This window comes from Aliamphritea hakodatensis (assembly GCF_024347195.1).
Classification (GTDB): Bacteria; Pseudomonadota; Gammaproteobacteria; order Pseudomonadales; family Balneatricaceae; genus Amphritea; species Amphritea hakodatensis.
In genome coordinates, this window is sequence record NZ_AP025281.1 from 122,623 (window position 1) to 138,870 (window position 16,248).

General features: G+C 51.7%; 11 protein-coding genes. 4 read left to right on the plus strand and 7 right to left on the minus strand.

Annotation, left to right across the window (positions count from 1 at the left end):
• The 4 genes from PCI15_RS00550 to PCI15_RS00565 all read right to left on the minus strand — a co-directional run bounded on the left by PCI15_RS00550 (position 1) and on the right by PCI15_RS00565 (position 7,567).
• Positions 1-3,987: a response regulator gene (locus PCI15_RS00550; RefSeq protein WP_271272421.1), complete on the minus strand. Its 3,987-nt coding sequence runs from the start codon at positions 3,985-3,987 to the stop codon at positions 1-3.
• Positions 3,984-4,982: an ABC transporter substrate-binding protein gene (locus PCI15_RS00555; RefSeq protein ID WP_271272422.1), complete on the minus strand. Its 999-nt coding sequence runs from the start codon at positions 4,980-4,982 to the stop codon at positions 3,984-3,986. The genes PCI15_RS00550 and PCI15_RS00555 overlap by 4 nt, the downstream gene beginning before the upstream one ends.
• 192 nt (positions 4,983-5,174) lie before the next feature.
• Positions 5,175-6,932: a gamma-glutamyltransferase gene (gene ggt, locus PCI15_RS00560; protein ID WP_271272423.1), complete on the minus strand. Its 1,758-nt coding sequence runs from the start codon at positions 6,930-6,932 to the stop codon at positions 5,175-5,177.
• A gap of 146 nt (positions 6,933-7,078) precedes the next feature.
• A complete protein-coding gene (locus tag PCI15_RS00565) occupies positions 7,079-7,567 on the minus strand; it encodes a cyclic nucleotide-binding domain-containing protein (protein ID WP_271272424.1) in 489 nt (162 codons plus the stop codon).
• Positions 7,568-7,773: 206 nt separating this feature from the next.
• Here PCI15_RS00565 and PCI15_RS00570 point away from each other — a divergent pair, with 206 nt between their 5' ends.
• The 3 genes from PCI15_RS00570 (at position 7,774) to PCI15_RS00580 (ending at position 9,528) form a co-directional block, all read left to right on the plus strand.
• On the plus strand, positions 7,774-8,367 hold the full coding sequence (locus PCI15_RS00570) for a TIR domain-containing protein (protein WP_271272425.1): 594 nt from the start codon (positions 7,774-7,776) through the stop codon (positions 8,365-8,367).
• Positions 8,368-8,380: 13 nt separating this feature from the next.
• Entirely contained in the window at positions 8,381-8,866 is a 486-nt protein-coding gene (locus PCI15_RS00575; protein ID WP_271272426.1) for a hypothetical protein, read from the plus strand.
• Positions 8,867-8,937: 71 nt separating this feature from the next.
• A complete protein-coding gene (locus tag PCI15_RS00580; protein ID WP_271272427.1) occupies positions 8,938-9,528 on the plus strand; it encodes a TIR domain-containing protein in 591 nt (196 codons plus the stop codon).
• 66 nt (positions 9,529-9,594) lie between these two features.
• Here PCI15_RS00580 and PCI15_RS00585 read toward each other — a convergent pair whose 3' ends face one another.
• Positions 9,595-12,894, minus strand: coding sequence for an SNF2-related protein (locus PCI15_RS00585; protein WP_271272428.1), 3,300 nt, complete (start codon positions 12,892-12,894; stop codon positions 9,595-9,597).
• A 98-nt stretch (positions 12,895-12,992) separates the two neighbouring features.
• Complete coding sequence (locus PCI15_RS00590; RefSeq protein WP_271272429.1) at positions 12,993-13,856, minus strand: YicC/YloC family endoribonuclease; 864 nt, start codon at positions 13,854-13,856, stop codon at positions 12,993-12,995.
• Positions 13,857-13,958: 102 nt separating this feature from the next.
• Here PCI15_RS00590 and rph point away from each other — a divergent pair, with 102 nt between their 5' ends.
• Positions 13,959-14,729, plus strand: coding sequence for a ribonuclease PH (gene rph, locus PCI15_RS00595; protein ID WP_271272430.1), 771 nt, complete (start codon positions 13,959-13,961; stop codon positions 14,727-14,729).
• Positions 14,730-14,819: 90 nt separating this feature from the next.
• On the opposite strand, the gene PCI15_RS00600 is transcribed toward rph, so the two are convergent.
• Positions 14,820-16,220, minus strand: coding sequence for a nicotinate phosphoribosyltransferase (locus PCI15_RS00600; RefSeq protein WP_271272431.1), 1,401 nt, complete (start codon positions 16,218-16,220; stop codon positions 14,820-14,822).
• Positions 16,221-16,248 lie beyond the last annotated feature (28 nt).

The following is a 16,248-nucleotide window of genomic DNA, read 5'->3' on the forward strand; positions in this document are numbered from 1 at the left end:
TCAGTGGGACAGGCAGGTATTGAACAGATCTTCCAGTTCCTGACAGGCGTCGAGAAACCCCGGTAAACGTTGCATAACTTCGTCAATCTCACTCTGTTTTATCAGTTGTTCAAGCTGCTGCGCCAGATGGTGCAGATAATGGGCGGAGAGGTTGGCTGCCATGCCTTTCAGTGCGTGAATGGCATGCCGGGCGTGTTCGCAGTTGCCGGCATCCAGTGCACTCTGCAGTTCACTGATCAGGGGCTGGCTGTCGCTGAGGTAGATTTCCAGCAGGCTGTGCAGGAATCCTTCGTCCCCCATGACCCGTTCCAGTGCTTCTGATTTATCCCAACTGACAAATTCTTCCCTGAGATCATTGATGTAGTCCGGGGAAGCCGCTGTGTGCGTGGTGGCCCCGCTGCTGTCTGACGTGTGTGAGGTATGCTGGTGGAGCCAGCGCTGCAGGACGAGCTCCAGATCGCTGAGTATGACCGGTTTGCTGAGGTAGTCGTCCATGCCGGCGGTGATGCATTTTTCACGGTCACCACTCATGGCATTGGCGGTCATGGCGATGATCGGAATGCGCCGGTTTTCCTCCCCTGCGTTGCCTTCGCGGATTTGCTGGGTGGCTTCATAGCCGTCCATTTCCGGCATCTGACAGTCCATGAATATCAGGTTGTAAGGCATGGCACTGGTGGTGAGTTTGCCGATGGCATCCAGACCGTTATCGGCAACATCCACCCGCAGCCCCAGTTTTTGCAGGATACCGGTGGCGACCATCTGGTTGACCCTGTTGTCTTCAACCAGCAGGACCCGGTGCATGTGTTTCATGTTATGGGTGACCTGTGACGCATTCTGAACCGGCTGGTGGCGTTTGGGTTTAGGCTTCATTTCCGGCTCGAGCAGCATCAGCAGTGGCCGCTCAATGGCGGTATTAAGGGCTTTCAGAAGGGTGGGCACAGTTATCGGTTTGGCGAAGTAGCTGTCGGCCACTTTTTCTGCATAGCGTCTGGTCGGCTCACAGTTCAGCGAGGGGGTCATCATGACCAGCTTGATGTGCTGAAGTTTAGGTTCTGAGTGCAGCCGGTTGGTAAAGGCTTCGCCGTCCATGTCGGCCATTTCCATGTCCAGCACCACCAGATCAAACAGAGGCAGGCTGGCAATCTGTGCCCGTTCCTGACATGCCTGCATGGCAATAAAACCGTCGGCTGCTTCAGTGACATTTGCGCCCCAGATCCTCAGTTGCCGGCTGAGGGTGTTGCGGCAGTGGGTGTTGTCGTCAATGATCAGAATTTCCAGCCCTTTGAGGTCGGTATCCGGAATTTTTTCATCCATTTCGCTGCGGTTTATCAGCATATCAAAGCTGAAACAGCTGCCTTTATCGACGGTACTGATGACCCGGATGCTGCCCTGCATCAGTTCACAGAGCATCTTGGTAATGCTCAGGCCAAGCCCGGTGCCGCCGTACTGTCGGGTGGTAGAGGCGTCCACCTGGCTGAAGGAGTCAAACAGCCCGGGGAGTTTACTTTCCGCAATGCCGATACCGGTGTCGGAAATGCTGCAGTTCAGCCGCAGGTCTTTGCCGCTGCTGCCGGCTTCTTCCGGTGACAGGTCGCTGAGGGCGACTTTCAGGGTGACATCGCCGTCGCTGGTGAACTTAATGGCGTTGCCGGTCAGATTGGTAATGACCTGTCGCAGCCGGGTAGGGTCTCCCCGTACATGGCTGTGGCCCAGCTCGGTGGTATCCAGAATCAGTTCAAGGCCTTTGTCATGGGCTTGCAGCGACATGGTTTCGGTGAATTCGTTAAGCATGCTGTGCAGGTCAAAGTCGATATTTTCCAGATCCAGTTTGCCGGCATTGACCTTGGAAAAATCGAGAATGTCATTGATCAGGTTAAGCAGGCTTTCGGCGCTGCTGGTGGCCAGACAGGCCTGATGGCGCTGCTGCTCATCCAGTTCGGTATCCTGCAACAGGGAGAGCATCCCCAGCACGCCATTCATTGGTGTGCGGATTTCATGGCTCATGTTGGCGAGGAATTCACTTTTTGCCTGGGCGGCCGTTTCGGCTGCATTCTTGGCTTCCAGCAAGCCTTCTTCATAGCGCTGGCGTTGTGATATATCCCGGAAACTCCACACCCGACCCATGGATTTACTGCTGTTGATAATCGGCAGGGATACCTGCTCAAAGACTCTGCCATCCCTGAATGCCAGGGTTTCCAGTGCCTGGATATTGTCTTCGGCGTGGAGTTGCTGAACCCCTTCAAGGAAGGTTTTCGGGTCACTCGTTTGCTCAACCATCAGGCTGAGTATGGCATCAGTATCGGCGTTGCTGAGCAGTTCATCCGGCACTTGCCACATTTCTGCAAAGCGTTGGTTAGCTTTGATCATCTGGCCATATTCATCGGTGACCATGATGCCGTTATCCGTGGCTTCCAGTGTGGCTTCCAGCAGGTTCAGGGTGTTCTGGATTTTCTTCTCAGATTCTTTGATGCCGGTGATATCTTCAACCGAGACAAAGAAGCCCAGTACCTCTCCTTCGGTGTTTTTGTCCGGCGTATAGGTCACATTGACGAACCGGTTACCGCCTTCTGAATAAGGGATTTCCGATTCATAGTTGACCGTCTGGCCGTTCAGAGCCATCCGCATGTAGGGCAGGATCAGAGTATAGGCTTCTTCGCCCAGACTTTCCCGTACGTGTTTTCTGTGGAAGTGCTCCAGAGGAACGTCGAACCAGCGTTCATAGGCTTTATTCACGAAGCGGTAGTGTTGGCCGGTATCCACATAGGAAAGCAGTTGCGGGGCATTATGAGTGATGTCGTCGATATATTTGCGACTCTGGGCCAGCTCAACTTCCCGTTCACGTTTTTCCTGCAGGGCCTGTTTACGCAGATTGATCTCTTCATTAAGCCGGTCGATTGACGTCGTTTTGGTGCCGAGGTTTGCCGTCATTTCGTTGATGGCACGCCCCAGGTCGGTGATTTCATCATTGCCGGCGATCGGTACCCGATAACTTAAGTCACCGGAGCCAAGCTGAAACATCGCCGTGTGCAGGCTATTGATACGCTTGAGGATTGAGCGGCGCAGCATAACGAATAAGACGATTCCCAGCAGGCAGCTGCCCAGAAACGTGGCCAGAAATGCCCGTTGGTTAAGGGTGTTTATCGGGTGCATGGCCAACTCACGGTTAAGCACGATGTTGACGACGTAAGTATGGTCGCCAAAGCTGACGTTTTGCTGGCCAATCAGCTGATTTTTATCCAGTTGGGCATTTTCGTCCCGGTGATCACTGTGAACATGGTTCAGGCTGCTGCGGGTGTTGTGGCTGAGAATCCGCTGCTTGGTATCGGTGAGAAAGGCCGCGTCAATGGGGTTTCCGGCGTCGCTGAGTTCTCTGACGATGTCATCGAGCAGGGCGGTATGAATGGTTTCCCAGTCGATAGACACGATGACCTGACCGACGATTTCCCCTTTATGTTCGATATCAGTAGAAAACCACTGGGCATAGCCCCGTTCGAGCCCGATTACCGCCAGATAAGGGTCATAACCGATACGGCCGACACTGACCGGCTGGCGGCTGCTGTCGGGCTGATACATGGGGTGTTCCTGGGCCCGCTCCAGTAACAGGTCTTCCCCGCGGGTTTTTTTGAGGTCGCCGTCCAGTGTGCTGGCGGCAAAGACGCTGCTGTCATTTTCCGTGACCAGTATGTAGTTGATGAAAGGGTAGATCGCGATCTGGTCATTCAGGATGGCGTTAATGCCCCGGCTTTCGTAGGTGTTCAGTGCCCGGGGAATTTCCCGTGCTTTGGCGATGGCCTGGGTAATGGCACTGACGTGGGTGGCTTTTTCGTTAATCCGGGCAGCGGCAAACTTCGCATCACCGGTGAGCCAGTTATCGAGGTTGCGGGTCATTTCACGGTCGATTCCGGAAACAATCAGGTAGCCGATAGCACTCATAATCAGGCCGACGGCAAGGATGCCGGTGAAAACGATTTTAGCCGTTAGTTTCATTCGTCAGTCCAGGTTACATTGCGCAGGGCTTCCGGTGACAGCGGAATACCCAGATGATTAATGGTGTTGCGGTTCACCAGGAACAGAGGCGGATTCTGAATTTCAGATTCCAGTTTAGTCGGGGCAGTGCCGTCCCGCAGAATGCGGGCTGCTTTCTGGCCAGCCATATATCCAAGCGTGTAAAAGTCGGCCACCGGGCCAAAACTGGCGCCCTGTTCAATGCCCTTTTTATTGGAGCTCAGCACCGGTATGCCGTGTTCAAGAGAGAGTTCAATGAGGATCTGCTCCCCGCCGGCCTGGATCAGGGTGTCGGTGGTAGTCATAAACGCGTCTACCTGACCGACGACCTGTTCTGCCAGCCGTTTGAGCTGCGTCAGGTTCTCCGGTTTAAACTCGACCGCTTCAATGCCGGCCCGGCGGAACAGGCGCAGTAAGTTGGCGGACTGGATTTGCGAGTTCGCTTCGCCTTTACGATGAAAGATTGCAATCCGGCTGACCTGTGGATAAAGCAACTGCAACAGGTACAGATAGTGCCGGACCGGCACATAGTTGCTGGTGCCCACCAGGTTGTTTCCGGAATATTCGAATGACTCAATCAGCCCCGAATCTGCCGGATAGGTCACGATTGAGAACACAATCGGCGTGCTGTCGGGCAGGATGTTTTTCATCACGGTGGTGCCGGGGGTGGTCAGGGAATAGACCAGATCCACCCCTGCATCGCGGAAGGATTCCGCAACCCGGGTTTGCAGCCCGATGTCCGCACCCTGTTCGCCGGCAATGAAAGTGACGTCGAGAGCTTCGATAAGACCTGCGTTTGCCAGCCCTGCCTTGAACCCCCGGACACTTTCCGGGTAGCCGCTCCAGGTGGCCAGACCGATTCGGAAGGGGGTGGCCTGCAGGGCGCTGCTGATCAGCATCAGGCAGACAATGATTACTGCAGGCAGCCCCGCTAAACGGAGCCGTGGTAAACATTTCGGATGATGCGGCGTCAGCATGGATTTTGCCTCAGGTTTAATTCAGAAAAAGACCTCTGAATTAAACATAGGCAAGGATCGGGAAACCTTCCGCTCAGGAATGGCTTATGTGCAACGTTGCTTACCCAAAACGGTGAGCAAGTTATTCTTATCTAAGACTTTATACGTAAGAAGCCTTGCCCCTGAACGGAGCAAGGCGGGGGAGAAGGCAGGCTAGTCGCCCAGTGCCAGACCTTCACGGCGGGGATCGGCTGCGCCGGTCAGTGTGCCGTTATCCAGAATGATCGCCTGCAGTCCGGAATTCAGATCACGGACGTTCACCTTGAACCCCATACCTTCAAGGGTCGCTTTATAGCCTTCAGCAGCAGTGCCTTTTTCCAGATCATAGGTGCCAAAACGGTTGATCAGGTGTGGCAGGTCGATGGCCTGCTGAATGCCCATGCCCCAGTCCAGATGGGCAATCAGGGCCGAGGCTACATAACCGATAATCCGCGAGCCGCCTGGTGAACCGACCGCCATATAAGGCTGGCCGTCACGCATCACGATGGTGGGCGACATCGACGAACGGGGGCGCTTGCCCGGCTCGATGCGGTTAGCAATCGGATAGCCGTTTTTCTGCGCCGCGAATGAGAAATCCGTCAGCTCGTTATTCAGCAGGAAGCCGTTACTCATCACCCGGGAGCCGAAGCCGTTTTCGATGGTGGTGGTCATCGAAACGATATTGCCGGCTTTATCCACAATGACGAAGTGTGAGGTGGAAGGCAGTTCAATAGCGATATCATCCGCCTGCGCCACCGCCTGCTCCCAGCGGGGTTCACCGGGGGCGACTGCCGTCAGGGCTTTGCCTTCTGTTATCAGCTCAGCACGCTGGGCGAGGTAGGCTTTATCCAGCAGGCCTTCGGGCATAGGTACATAATCGCTGTCGGCCATGTAGCGGCCCCGGTCGGCAAATGCCAGACGGGAAGCATCGCCGATGATCTGCCAGGCGGTAGCGCTATCAGCCCCCATACCGGCCAGATCAAAATTGCTGCTGATGCCCAGAATCTGTCCGACGGTCAGGGCACCGGAACTTGGCGGCCCCATGCCGCAGATATCATACTGACGATAAGGCGCACAGACTGCCGGGCGTTCCTTGACGCTGTAAATTGCCAGATCCTGTTCGCTGAGGATGCCAGGGTTATCTTCAATGCTGTTCACTTTAGCGACGATGGCCTTGCCGATCGGGCCGTTGTAGAAGGCATCGGCCCCGTCTTTCGCCAGCAGGGCCAGGGTATCGGCATAAGCCTGATTCTTCAGCAGGTGGCCTTCCGGCAGCGGTTCGCCGTCAGCGCTGAAGAAGTAAGACCGGGTATCGGGATAGGTGCTCAGGCGTTCTTTATCATTGGTAATTGCACCGGCCAGCCGGGCGGATACCCGGAAGCCGTTAGCCGCCATATCCTGCGCGGGTTTCAGCAGGCTGGCCCAGTCCTGATTCCCGTAACGGGCGTGCATATCCGCCATCAGTTTAACGGTACCCGGGGTACCAACAGAGCGGCCACCGACAACCGCGTCATAGAACTTCAGCGGTTTACCGTTGGCATCCTGAAACAGTGCCGGGGTGGTTGCCAGGGGGGCGGTTTCGCGGCCATCAAAGGTGGTCAGCTGTTTGCGCTCGGCATCGTAATACACCAGAAAGGCACCGCCACCCAGCCCGGACGACTGCGGCTCGACCAGCCCCAGCATGGCCTGAATAGCGACCATGGCATCCATCGCGGTGCCGCCGTTTTTCAGCACATCATAACCGGCCTGCGCCGCCAGAGGGTTGGCCGCCGCTACCATAAAATCATTTGCGGTCACTGCCTGTTTGCTCTGCAGACCGCTGGCCGCTTCCGGCGCAACTGAATCAGCAACCTGCGAAGACGCGTGCAGCTGCAGGGACAGCAGCAAAGATGCCGACAGAATCCCCAACTGTTTGCTGGCTTGAGTAATCATAATTGTTATTCCTTTACGTTGAGTGACTTCAGCTGAAAATCGGCGTCCGGGCTGCCGCAGAAATCCGGCGTCCGAACAATATAGACGATGCAGTGAACGGGGTACAGGTGGGTTAAAAAGACAGCCAGCGCGAATGGCTGGTGTGGTCAGGCTTGCCAGCCGGTGCTTTTACCGACGACATCTTCCAGCATGGCGATTTCCCGGGACAGCTCCCGTGAGAGGTTGATCATGAGCAAGCCGAAGTCATTGGGGAAATCCACATGTAAATCAAAGAACTGTGTGGCGCTGATCTGCAGCACTATGCTGTCATCAAAGGCGATTTCGGTGCCGCTGTTGGGGATCATGGCGATCATGGAATCAAAGCCGATCTGTTCGCCGGCGAGGAAGTGGCGGGTCAGCACATCGTGGGTTTCGCAGTGTTTGTAAAAGGCGATATCTCCTTCCAGCACAATGCTGAAACCGTCCACCGGGGATTCATAAGGTTTCAGAATTTCCCCCTGTTCCAGCTGCACACAGACCCCCTTGTAAACCATGTTGCGGATCATGTCGTCAGACAGTGCCCCAAAGCTGGCCAGTTCCCTGAAATACGGGAGGCCGAATTCTGTCAGTAAGGGTTCTGCCTGTAAGGTTTCCATTGGTTACACGGTTAAGTGACGGCTGTTCTTTCAAGTATATACACAGATCGGGCGGATGGTGTGCCGGAAGATGGCTGAATCGAACTACCCCTGCTTTACTTATGTTTAGCGCTTGCAATTAAAATGGATGTGGGTAGCTTAATCAGCAGGTTATTCACCGTAAGCAATGGATATTGCAGTTAATTATTAAGACAAGGAATTCAGGAATGAGCCAGCGACACAAGGTTTTTGTCAGTTATCATCACGCGAACGATCAGGCATACCGTGACAGGTTTGAGCAGCTGTTTGCAGACATTCATGACATTATGGTGCCACAGTCGGTACAGATTGGTGATATTGATGAATATGCAGCGCCGGAGCGGATTCACCAGATAATCCGCGATCAGTATCTCAGGGATACCAGGGTAACGGTGGTATTGATTGGTGCTGAAACCTGGCAGCGAAAGCATGTGGACTGGGAGATTGGCTCATCCATCCGGCAGACTGACTATAATCCCCGCTCCGGCCTCATCGGCATCCTGTTACCGACGTATCAGCCACCGGCTCAGGATCTGTTACACACCGCTGCATACCGGAATACCGCGAACAATCATTGTCGCAAATATTACGAAAGAACCGCTCCACCCCGGCTGGTGGATAATGTTAAGTGCGGCTTTGCAAAGATCTATGAATGGTCAGATGATCCTGTTCAGGTTCAGCAATGGATTCATAAGGCCTTTCTCAGCCGGACACAGTTGAACCCGGATAATTCCTTTCCGGGTTTTATCCACAACCGCAGCGGCTCTGAATGGCAGCGTTAAAAAGGATACTTTAATGAAATGGCGTGAATGGTTGGATGAGTGGGGGATGACCTCCCTAAAGATTAAAACCCCGTTTCTTGATGCCGAGTGGCAACCGAAAGAGCAGGACAAGGTTGCCGCATGGCAGTTGTATGTCGAACTGCTGACCCGTGTAACAACGCAGAAACTGGAAATGAGAGAAGGCGATGAATACGCAGCGCTGGCCAGTGTACACCAGCTATTCCCGTTAACCCGGGACATTCTGCGGGAAAACGGTCGCCATTGTCTAGAGTTCACCAAGATAGCCGTGATCGTTCTGAATCAGATCATTAGGCCATTCACTTCCAAATGGCATCCGGTAGCTAAACAGAATGGCTTTGATACCTCTCAGGAGCAATGCGAGGAGTTTCGTGCTGACTTGAGTCAGCTGCAGGAACAACTGACGATTTACACACAGATGCTTTCCCAGATGGCTGGGGTCGAAGATCTGACCGCTTTCGAGGTGAATGATGAGCCGTAATGGCTTAGATGCGGGAGGAGTCGTATAGGTCTGTTTTATATAAATAGGGAACGATTAAAAGAGGAGTTTTAGTGAGCCAGCGCCATAAAGTATTTGTCAGTTATCACCATGCGAATGATCAGAGTTATCGAGATCGCTTTGAGCGCCTGTTTGCTCATCAGCATGATATTTTGCTTTCTCAGTCTGTGCGGATTGGTGATATCAATGAAAACTTACCGGCGGAGCGCATCAGACAGATTATCCGCGATGAGTATCTTCGGGAATCTACCGTGACTGTAGTGTTGATTGGTACGGATACCTGGAAACGTAAACATGTGGACTGGGAAATTGGTGCGTCAATCCGTGATACCAGATATAACTCTCGTTCTGGCCTGATTGGGATTTTACTGCCCAGCTATCATTTACCTGCTCGGGGTTTGTTGGAAACGCTAAGAGATAAACAAACTGAGAATAATTTTCGTAAATACAACCCTAAAACTTTACCACCCAGGCTAGTGGATAATGTGAATCGAGGATTCGCTAAAATCTATGACTGGTCTGATGATCCTTGTCAGGTGCAACGATGGATTCATCAGGCTTTTAACCGAAGAAACCGGATAGTTCCGGATAACTCTTTGACGGGGTTTGTGAATAATCGCTCAGGAACTGAATGGCAGCGTTAGAGTCCGCTATACGCAAGATGTTAAAATTTTTTGATAACTGTGATGATATGGATAACCATTAGCTCTTCAGCTGTTACTAATACCGATTATACAGGCTGCAATTCTTTCACTTACATGTGATGCAGAATCTGGTAGTACAACAAAGCGTTCATATACCTTGTCGTAAGGGATTGGGTCTTTAATCAAACTATCATGTAGGTCCGTCAGTAAAATAGCTTTTCGGCCGCCGGCAGAGCTGAGCTTTTCATACCAAACTGGCCGGATTATTTCTAACCAATGGTCAGCCAGAAGAGACCAGTTTATTGCTTTTGTTGTTTCAGTTTTTTGGCTCAATATATTTAGTATTTTGTTGTAAAAATCGGTTTGTTCTTCATCTGTATGTTTTGTCCATTCGCGCAGTATAAACTCCATTTCTATAAGAGCTACCTGTTTACGTCTGGGTAGTAAATCGCGCTCAATAGCCGGTAATGCTTGAAGATATTCTTTTATACTTTTGAAACATAGATCAGATTGCAGATCGACTTTTACAATATCCTTAAATAGATGATTTGATAAAAATTGTGATATCACGCTAAGATCAACAATAGGAGCAGCCTGAGTTTCACTAATCAACACCCATTTTGGAGCTCCAAATTCAGTGCCGGATATACAGAAGAATCCCCAGTTATGATCTGAAGCGACGGCGCTTATTCGCGTACATGTTTCTTCAATGGATGATATCGCTTGATAATGTTGACTGGTAATTAGAGCTTTTTCGCCTTCGATCAAATCCCGTACAGGTTCAAAGGCATCCCGTATTCCATCCCAGGTAACGCTCTGTTTTTCTGCCAGCTCAATGATTTCTTCGTAATCAACTCGTTTATCCGCCATTTTTTCAGGTAAGGAAAAGTTGGAACCTAACAGCATCGCATTAGCTTCAAAGCGCTCTATCAACAGATCATCTGTACGGAGGGCAAAAACATCATGATCCATAGGCCAGTAAACTTTTATGCTCTGATGCACGCTATCCATTCGATCCACACGTCCTATACGCTGTTCAACAAGACGTACAACTGAGGGCATATCAAGGTGTATTACTATTGAAGCATTTTGAAGGTTGTAACCTTCTGACATTGCATCGGAGCATAGCGCCAGAACATTCTGGGTTAATTTATTTTCATTATTCAGATACAGGTCTACTTCTTTTCGCTCTGTTTTGGTTGAATCACCTGAAGCACGCAGCAATTTGACGCCATTAAGCAAGTCTTCTTTCTCTGAAAGATGGCGCAAGTAAAGAAGTGTTACAGGGTGGCGATCAAAAGCAATTACGCCCAGTAGAGTGTTATCAGAAAATAGAGCTGAAATCAGGCTTAACTTAGCCAGTTCTCTTGAATCATCAAGTTTCTCCAGAAGGGTAATAATCTCGCGATAAATTTTGATCTCACTTGCACAGACCCGAAGAAAGGCATTTTGATTAATCAGCCATTCTGGTACATCAAAGGTGTTATTCATTGTTTCAGGAAAACTCACACCTGGAGGAGAGTTTTGTTCTTCCAGTTTTGGAATCATCCCCTGATGGCTTATCTTCTTTTTATCTTTCCCATTTTTAGTTTCAAAGCCAAAGAACTGAGAAGTTGCCAGGCTACCTGCTATATGAGCATATGCTGCGGCTTTAGAGGAACGCAGGTGAGACATAATTTGATAGATGGCGCTTCTTTTTGCCATACCTAAACGTTGATTAATGACAGTTTCAGGGTCTATAGGCTCGCCTTCAGATGTCAGGAATGCATTCTGACCAATTCCTTTTGTTACATAGGCTACACCCTGGAGCTGCTCTGATAACTTTCTGATTTTTCGTCCTATTTGCAAGGCTGATTCAGACTCCCCTGTTGGATATGGGATTGCCTGGTGCTCAGGATAACGGCATGGCATCTTATGCTTGTTTAGATACGCATCGGGTTGGAGATCAATCAGTCGGTTTAACTCATTTTTAGTTCTTCGAACGGTAAAGCGAGCAATCTCGTTCTTAAGTGTTTCCAGCTGTTCTTCACGAGCTGCCCGCATGCTTCTTACATCCATCCGAAGCCAATTGTTGAAGCGTTGAATAACATCTGGATCAAAATTGTCGGCACCCAAAATATTAACTAAGCAAAGAAGGTCAGAAGCACTGCGGTTAATAGGTGTCGCTGTAAATAGCAAAACATGATCAGCAAGATTACGTAGTAATACCTGCGCACGGTTTGCAGTGGTATTAAGGTAATTATGAGCCTCATCAACTGTTAGAATTTGCGTCTGCCTGATTGCTTGTGCAACCAAGTCACCTATCCGTTTTCGATCAGTAAAACTCAATGCCCCTTGAGACAGAGGTTGGTGGTATAAATCATAGTTTAGAAGCTCTTTGTGCCATCCCGGTACCACTCCTGGAGGGCTGATCAAAGACATTCCTCCACCACGAAGATTGCCGGTACGAACCATCCTGTCAAAGACTGCACGTTGTAACGCTGTACCCATACGGGTTTTACCGCTACCCGTAGCATCAGCAACTAATACACTCCCTAAGTTTTCGACTATCCATAGTGCCTGAGCAATGCCTTGCTTCTGTGACGGCCATAACGTCATATTCGAGTGATGTGGGCCGGCGTAAGAAGTATATTTTTTTGCCCAGTGACCTTCTAACAGTTCTGAGCACGCTCTGGCGATACAGTCTTCCCATGTGGAGGGCTGAAGTAATGATTCCAATAAGGTTTTTAAATGCTTTCTATAATCATCTGCAAGACTAAAAAGAGCTTCTGCGTATTCTTTTACTTCATTGTATCTCTCAGGTTCTTCTTCCCGTTTGAAGCGAACATTTGCTTCAATGTTACGTCTTAAGCCTGCTTCTGAGTAATTGGATGACCCAAGGATGGCAACATCACTGGTTATAATCATTTTGGCATGCATCATTCTTCCGGGGATGTCCAGATAGGCGGCATCAACTTGCCCTTCACTTATTCTTTTAAGGGCAAGCAAAACTTCTGGGTATTGCAGTAATGATATGCGTTCATTCAACCAATATTTCTGAACTTCTTCAGGAAAGGGGACTGGCTCAAGTGACAACGGAGTGTTTGTTACAGGGCGGGGGTCATTACCGATGAGAATGCGTAAATCCTGTTTTTCGGTAAGCTTTGAAATGAGTTTTACAATTCGAAGTAACGATGTGTAACTCGTAATGATGAGGGGTTCTTTTTCAAATTCGAGATCAGTACTCAGCACAGCATCTACCGTATACAAACCATAGTTATGTGGCAGGCGGCTGACTTCAGGAAAAGAACCTTCAAAAGGTTCTCTGCGCTTCTCATCTTTAGGTGAAAAGTTATCTTTGAAATAAAGAGGTATCTGATCAGTCATATAACCTATCCTTGGCTATGTTTTTTAACGATAAAGTTACCGGGATATCCAGACAAAAAAAAGCCCCGAATATTCAGGGCTTTTTAATGTTAAGCATATCACTCAATATTCTGAATCTGCTCACGCATCTGTTCGATCAGGACTTTCAGTTCCACGGCGCTTTGCGTGGTGTCGCTGACGATCGACTTGGATGACAGGGTGTTGGCTTCACGGTTCAGTTCCTGCATCAGGAAGTCCAGCCGGCGGCCGATCGGGCCTTTTTGCTTCAGTACCCGTTTTACTTCCTGAACGTGAGTGTTGAGGCGGTCCATTTCTTCGTCGACGTCGGCTTTCTGGGCCAGAATGACCATTTCCTGTTCCAGGCGGGTCGGGTCCAGTTCGGCCTGCAGTTCATCCAGACGGGCCTGCAGGTTTTCCCGCTGCTTGGTGAGAATTCCCGGCAGCTTGGCGCGCACGTCGGTGACGATGTCGGTGATAGCGTCCAGCCGCTGGTCGATCAGGTTGGCCAGTTCGGCACCTTCTCGGCCACGGTTGTCGATCAGTTCGGCCAGTGCTTTGCTGAACAGTTCCAGCCCGGCTTTTTTCACCGCATCCATATCGAGTTTGGTGTCCTGCAGGACGCCCGGCCAGCGCAGTACTTCCAGCGGGTCCAGTGTCTGTGCATTGGGGATGATGCTGGCAACCTGTTGCGCGGCAGCCACCAGTTCACCGGCGAAGTCCTGATTAACGGTCAGAGTCTGGGACTGGGCTTCCGGTACGAATCGCAGGGTGCATTCAACCTTACCGCGGCTGAGATTTTTACGTAGCTGTTCCCGCAGCGGGCCTTCCAGATCCCGCAGACTTTCCGGCAGACGCAGGTGCGGTTCCAGGTAGCGGTGGTTAACCGAACGCACTTCCCAGGTAAGGCTGCCCCAGCTGTGTTGAACTTCCTGACGGGCAAAAGCGGTCATACTACGTGTCATATTGTCTTTTCTCGATTAGAATTCACATTTCCAAGACATTCTATCAGCCCGATTGGCTCGGCTCTATGTCGAAGCGCAACTCCAAGCAGAGAATTAGTATTCATGAGTTCTTCTATCTCCGATCAGTTACAAAACCTGGGTGTGGCGACCATTCGCCCAAGCAACCGCGAAGCGGATCAGATGCGCGAGGTGAAAATCACCCGCCAGTACACCATGCATGCCGAAGGGTCGGTGCTGGTGGAGTTTGGTAATACCAAGGTGATTTGTACAGCGTCGGTTGAGCGTGGTGTGCCACGTTTTCTGCGTGGTTCCGGTTCGGGCTGGGTAACGGCTGAATATGGCATGCTGCCACGGGCGACCGGCAGCCGCTGTGGCCGTGAAGCGGCCCGTGGTAAGCAGGGTGGCCGTACGCTGGAAATTCAGCGTCTGATTGGCCGTTCACTGCGTGCCTGTCTGAACCTGAATAAACTGGGTGAAAACACCATTACCATCGACTGTGATGTGATTCAGGCCGACGGCGGCACCCGTACGGCGTCTATCACCGGAGCTTATGTGGCGCTGATGGATGCCATTGCCTTCCTGAAAGCCGACAAGCACGGCGCGATGAAAGGTGACCCGGTTAAATATGCCATTGCGGCGGTATCTGTGGGTATCTACAAAGGTGAGCCGGTACTGGATCTGGATTACGCAGAAGATTCTGATGCCGAAACCGATATGAACGTTGTGATGACGGATAAAGGCGGCTTTGTTGAAGTCCAGGGTACTGCAGAAGGCGAGCCGTACTCCCGTGATGAGCTGAATGCCATGTTGGCGCTGGCAGAAAAAGGCATCGCCGAAATTACCCTTCTGCAGCAGGCTGCGCTGAAGAGCTAAGCGCTGAGCAAGAGTTCTTAAAAAGAGTAATTAAAAAAGGCTGAGGGTGTGAACCTTCAGCCTTTTTTTGTGGCTATTGATTGCCGGCGTTCAGCTGATTTCCTGGCGGGCCCGCTGGCGAATTTCATCAAAACTGACGGTTTGCAGAACTTCACCGTTCCGGAAGACCGGCGTCAGCAGGTTTTGCTGGTTACCAAGATCAGTTTCACGGATGGTTTGCAGTTCACCTGCCTGGCTGCGGATAACCGCCAGACGGCCCTTCTTGGAACGCTTACCGCTGTCGGTAACCGGGTCTTTGTAAACATCCTGCCACTGGCCGGCAATGTTCACCGCCGAGGTTTTCATGGCGAAGTTGAGGGTGTCGCGGTTCACTTTCTGCAGCAGTTCGCCGCCCATCCCGAAGGCGATGTTGTCGGCACTCAGGCCGCGTTGCTCCATTTCCGCCAGAATGGCAGAGATACTCAGGCGGGAGATGCCATCCCCCTGTATCACCCGCACACAGTCCGGCAGTACCCGGAAGCCTTTGCTGTTGGTGTGATAGCCGAAGACCTTCATCAGCCGTTCCAGCGTCTCGCTGACCACGCTTACCGGGTCGCCGCTGTCCGGGCGGACCACTAAAGTGCCGCCGCTGCCAGTAACAGCATCGTGCAGTTCCTGCCCCCAGATGTGGTCGATGGCATGCCACAGGTCGTATGAGTCGCTTACCACGGCTACCAGTTTGCCGGGGCCGGCAAAGGCGTCCAGCATGTTGCGGTAGGCGGCGGCTTCGTTGTCACGCCCCCAGGCGGTGATGGTGCTGTGCTCAGCGGCCGGAATCGAGAAGCCGGCCATCTCTGCCCCGTAGTGGCGGCGTGCGGCCAGCAAGCCGCTGATGGTGTCGGTGCCCATGAAGTTCACCAGATGGGCTGCGCCACCAATGGCCGCGGATTCTTCACTGCTGGCACCCCGGGCGCCGAAGTCGTGAAGTTTGAAGTCCAGCCCGTCGCAGGTGTCGGCGGTTTTCATCAGGGCGTGCTGAATGGTCTGGCGGCAGTGCCATGAAAGGGTGGCGACGGTGGTGGGGTACCACACGGCACGCAGCAGGGCGGTTTCGATGTAGCTGGTCAGCCAGGCACATGCGGGGTCGGTGTTGATGACCTGCACCAGCGCCGTTTGGGTGGGCACTACGGAGCCTTCCGGCAGGGCCTGAATTTCCAGCGGCAGATAGCCATTGTGCTTGTCCAGAATGTGTTGCCAGCCGGCTTCGTTAAAGGGCAGGCCGTGGGCTTCAATGATGGCTTTAGCGTCGGCAATATCCGCTGCGGTAATGGGCTTGCTCAGATACTGCTGCAGGAACATTTGCAGGCCAAAGAACACCGTTTGTGTATATTCCCCGCCACGGGCTTCTATATAGCTGGATACCTGAGTGGTTTCCGGCGGATATTGCCGGAAATGGGAGGCTTTGTAGGAATCAGCATTAAGAATGATGTTAGCCGGGCTGAGGTCTGTCATGGGGAATCTCGCGAACCTGATTGTTGTG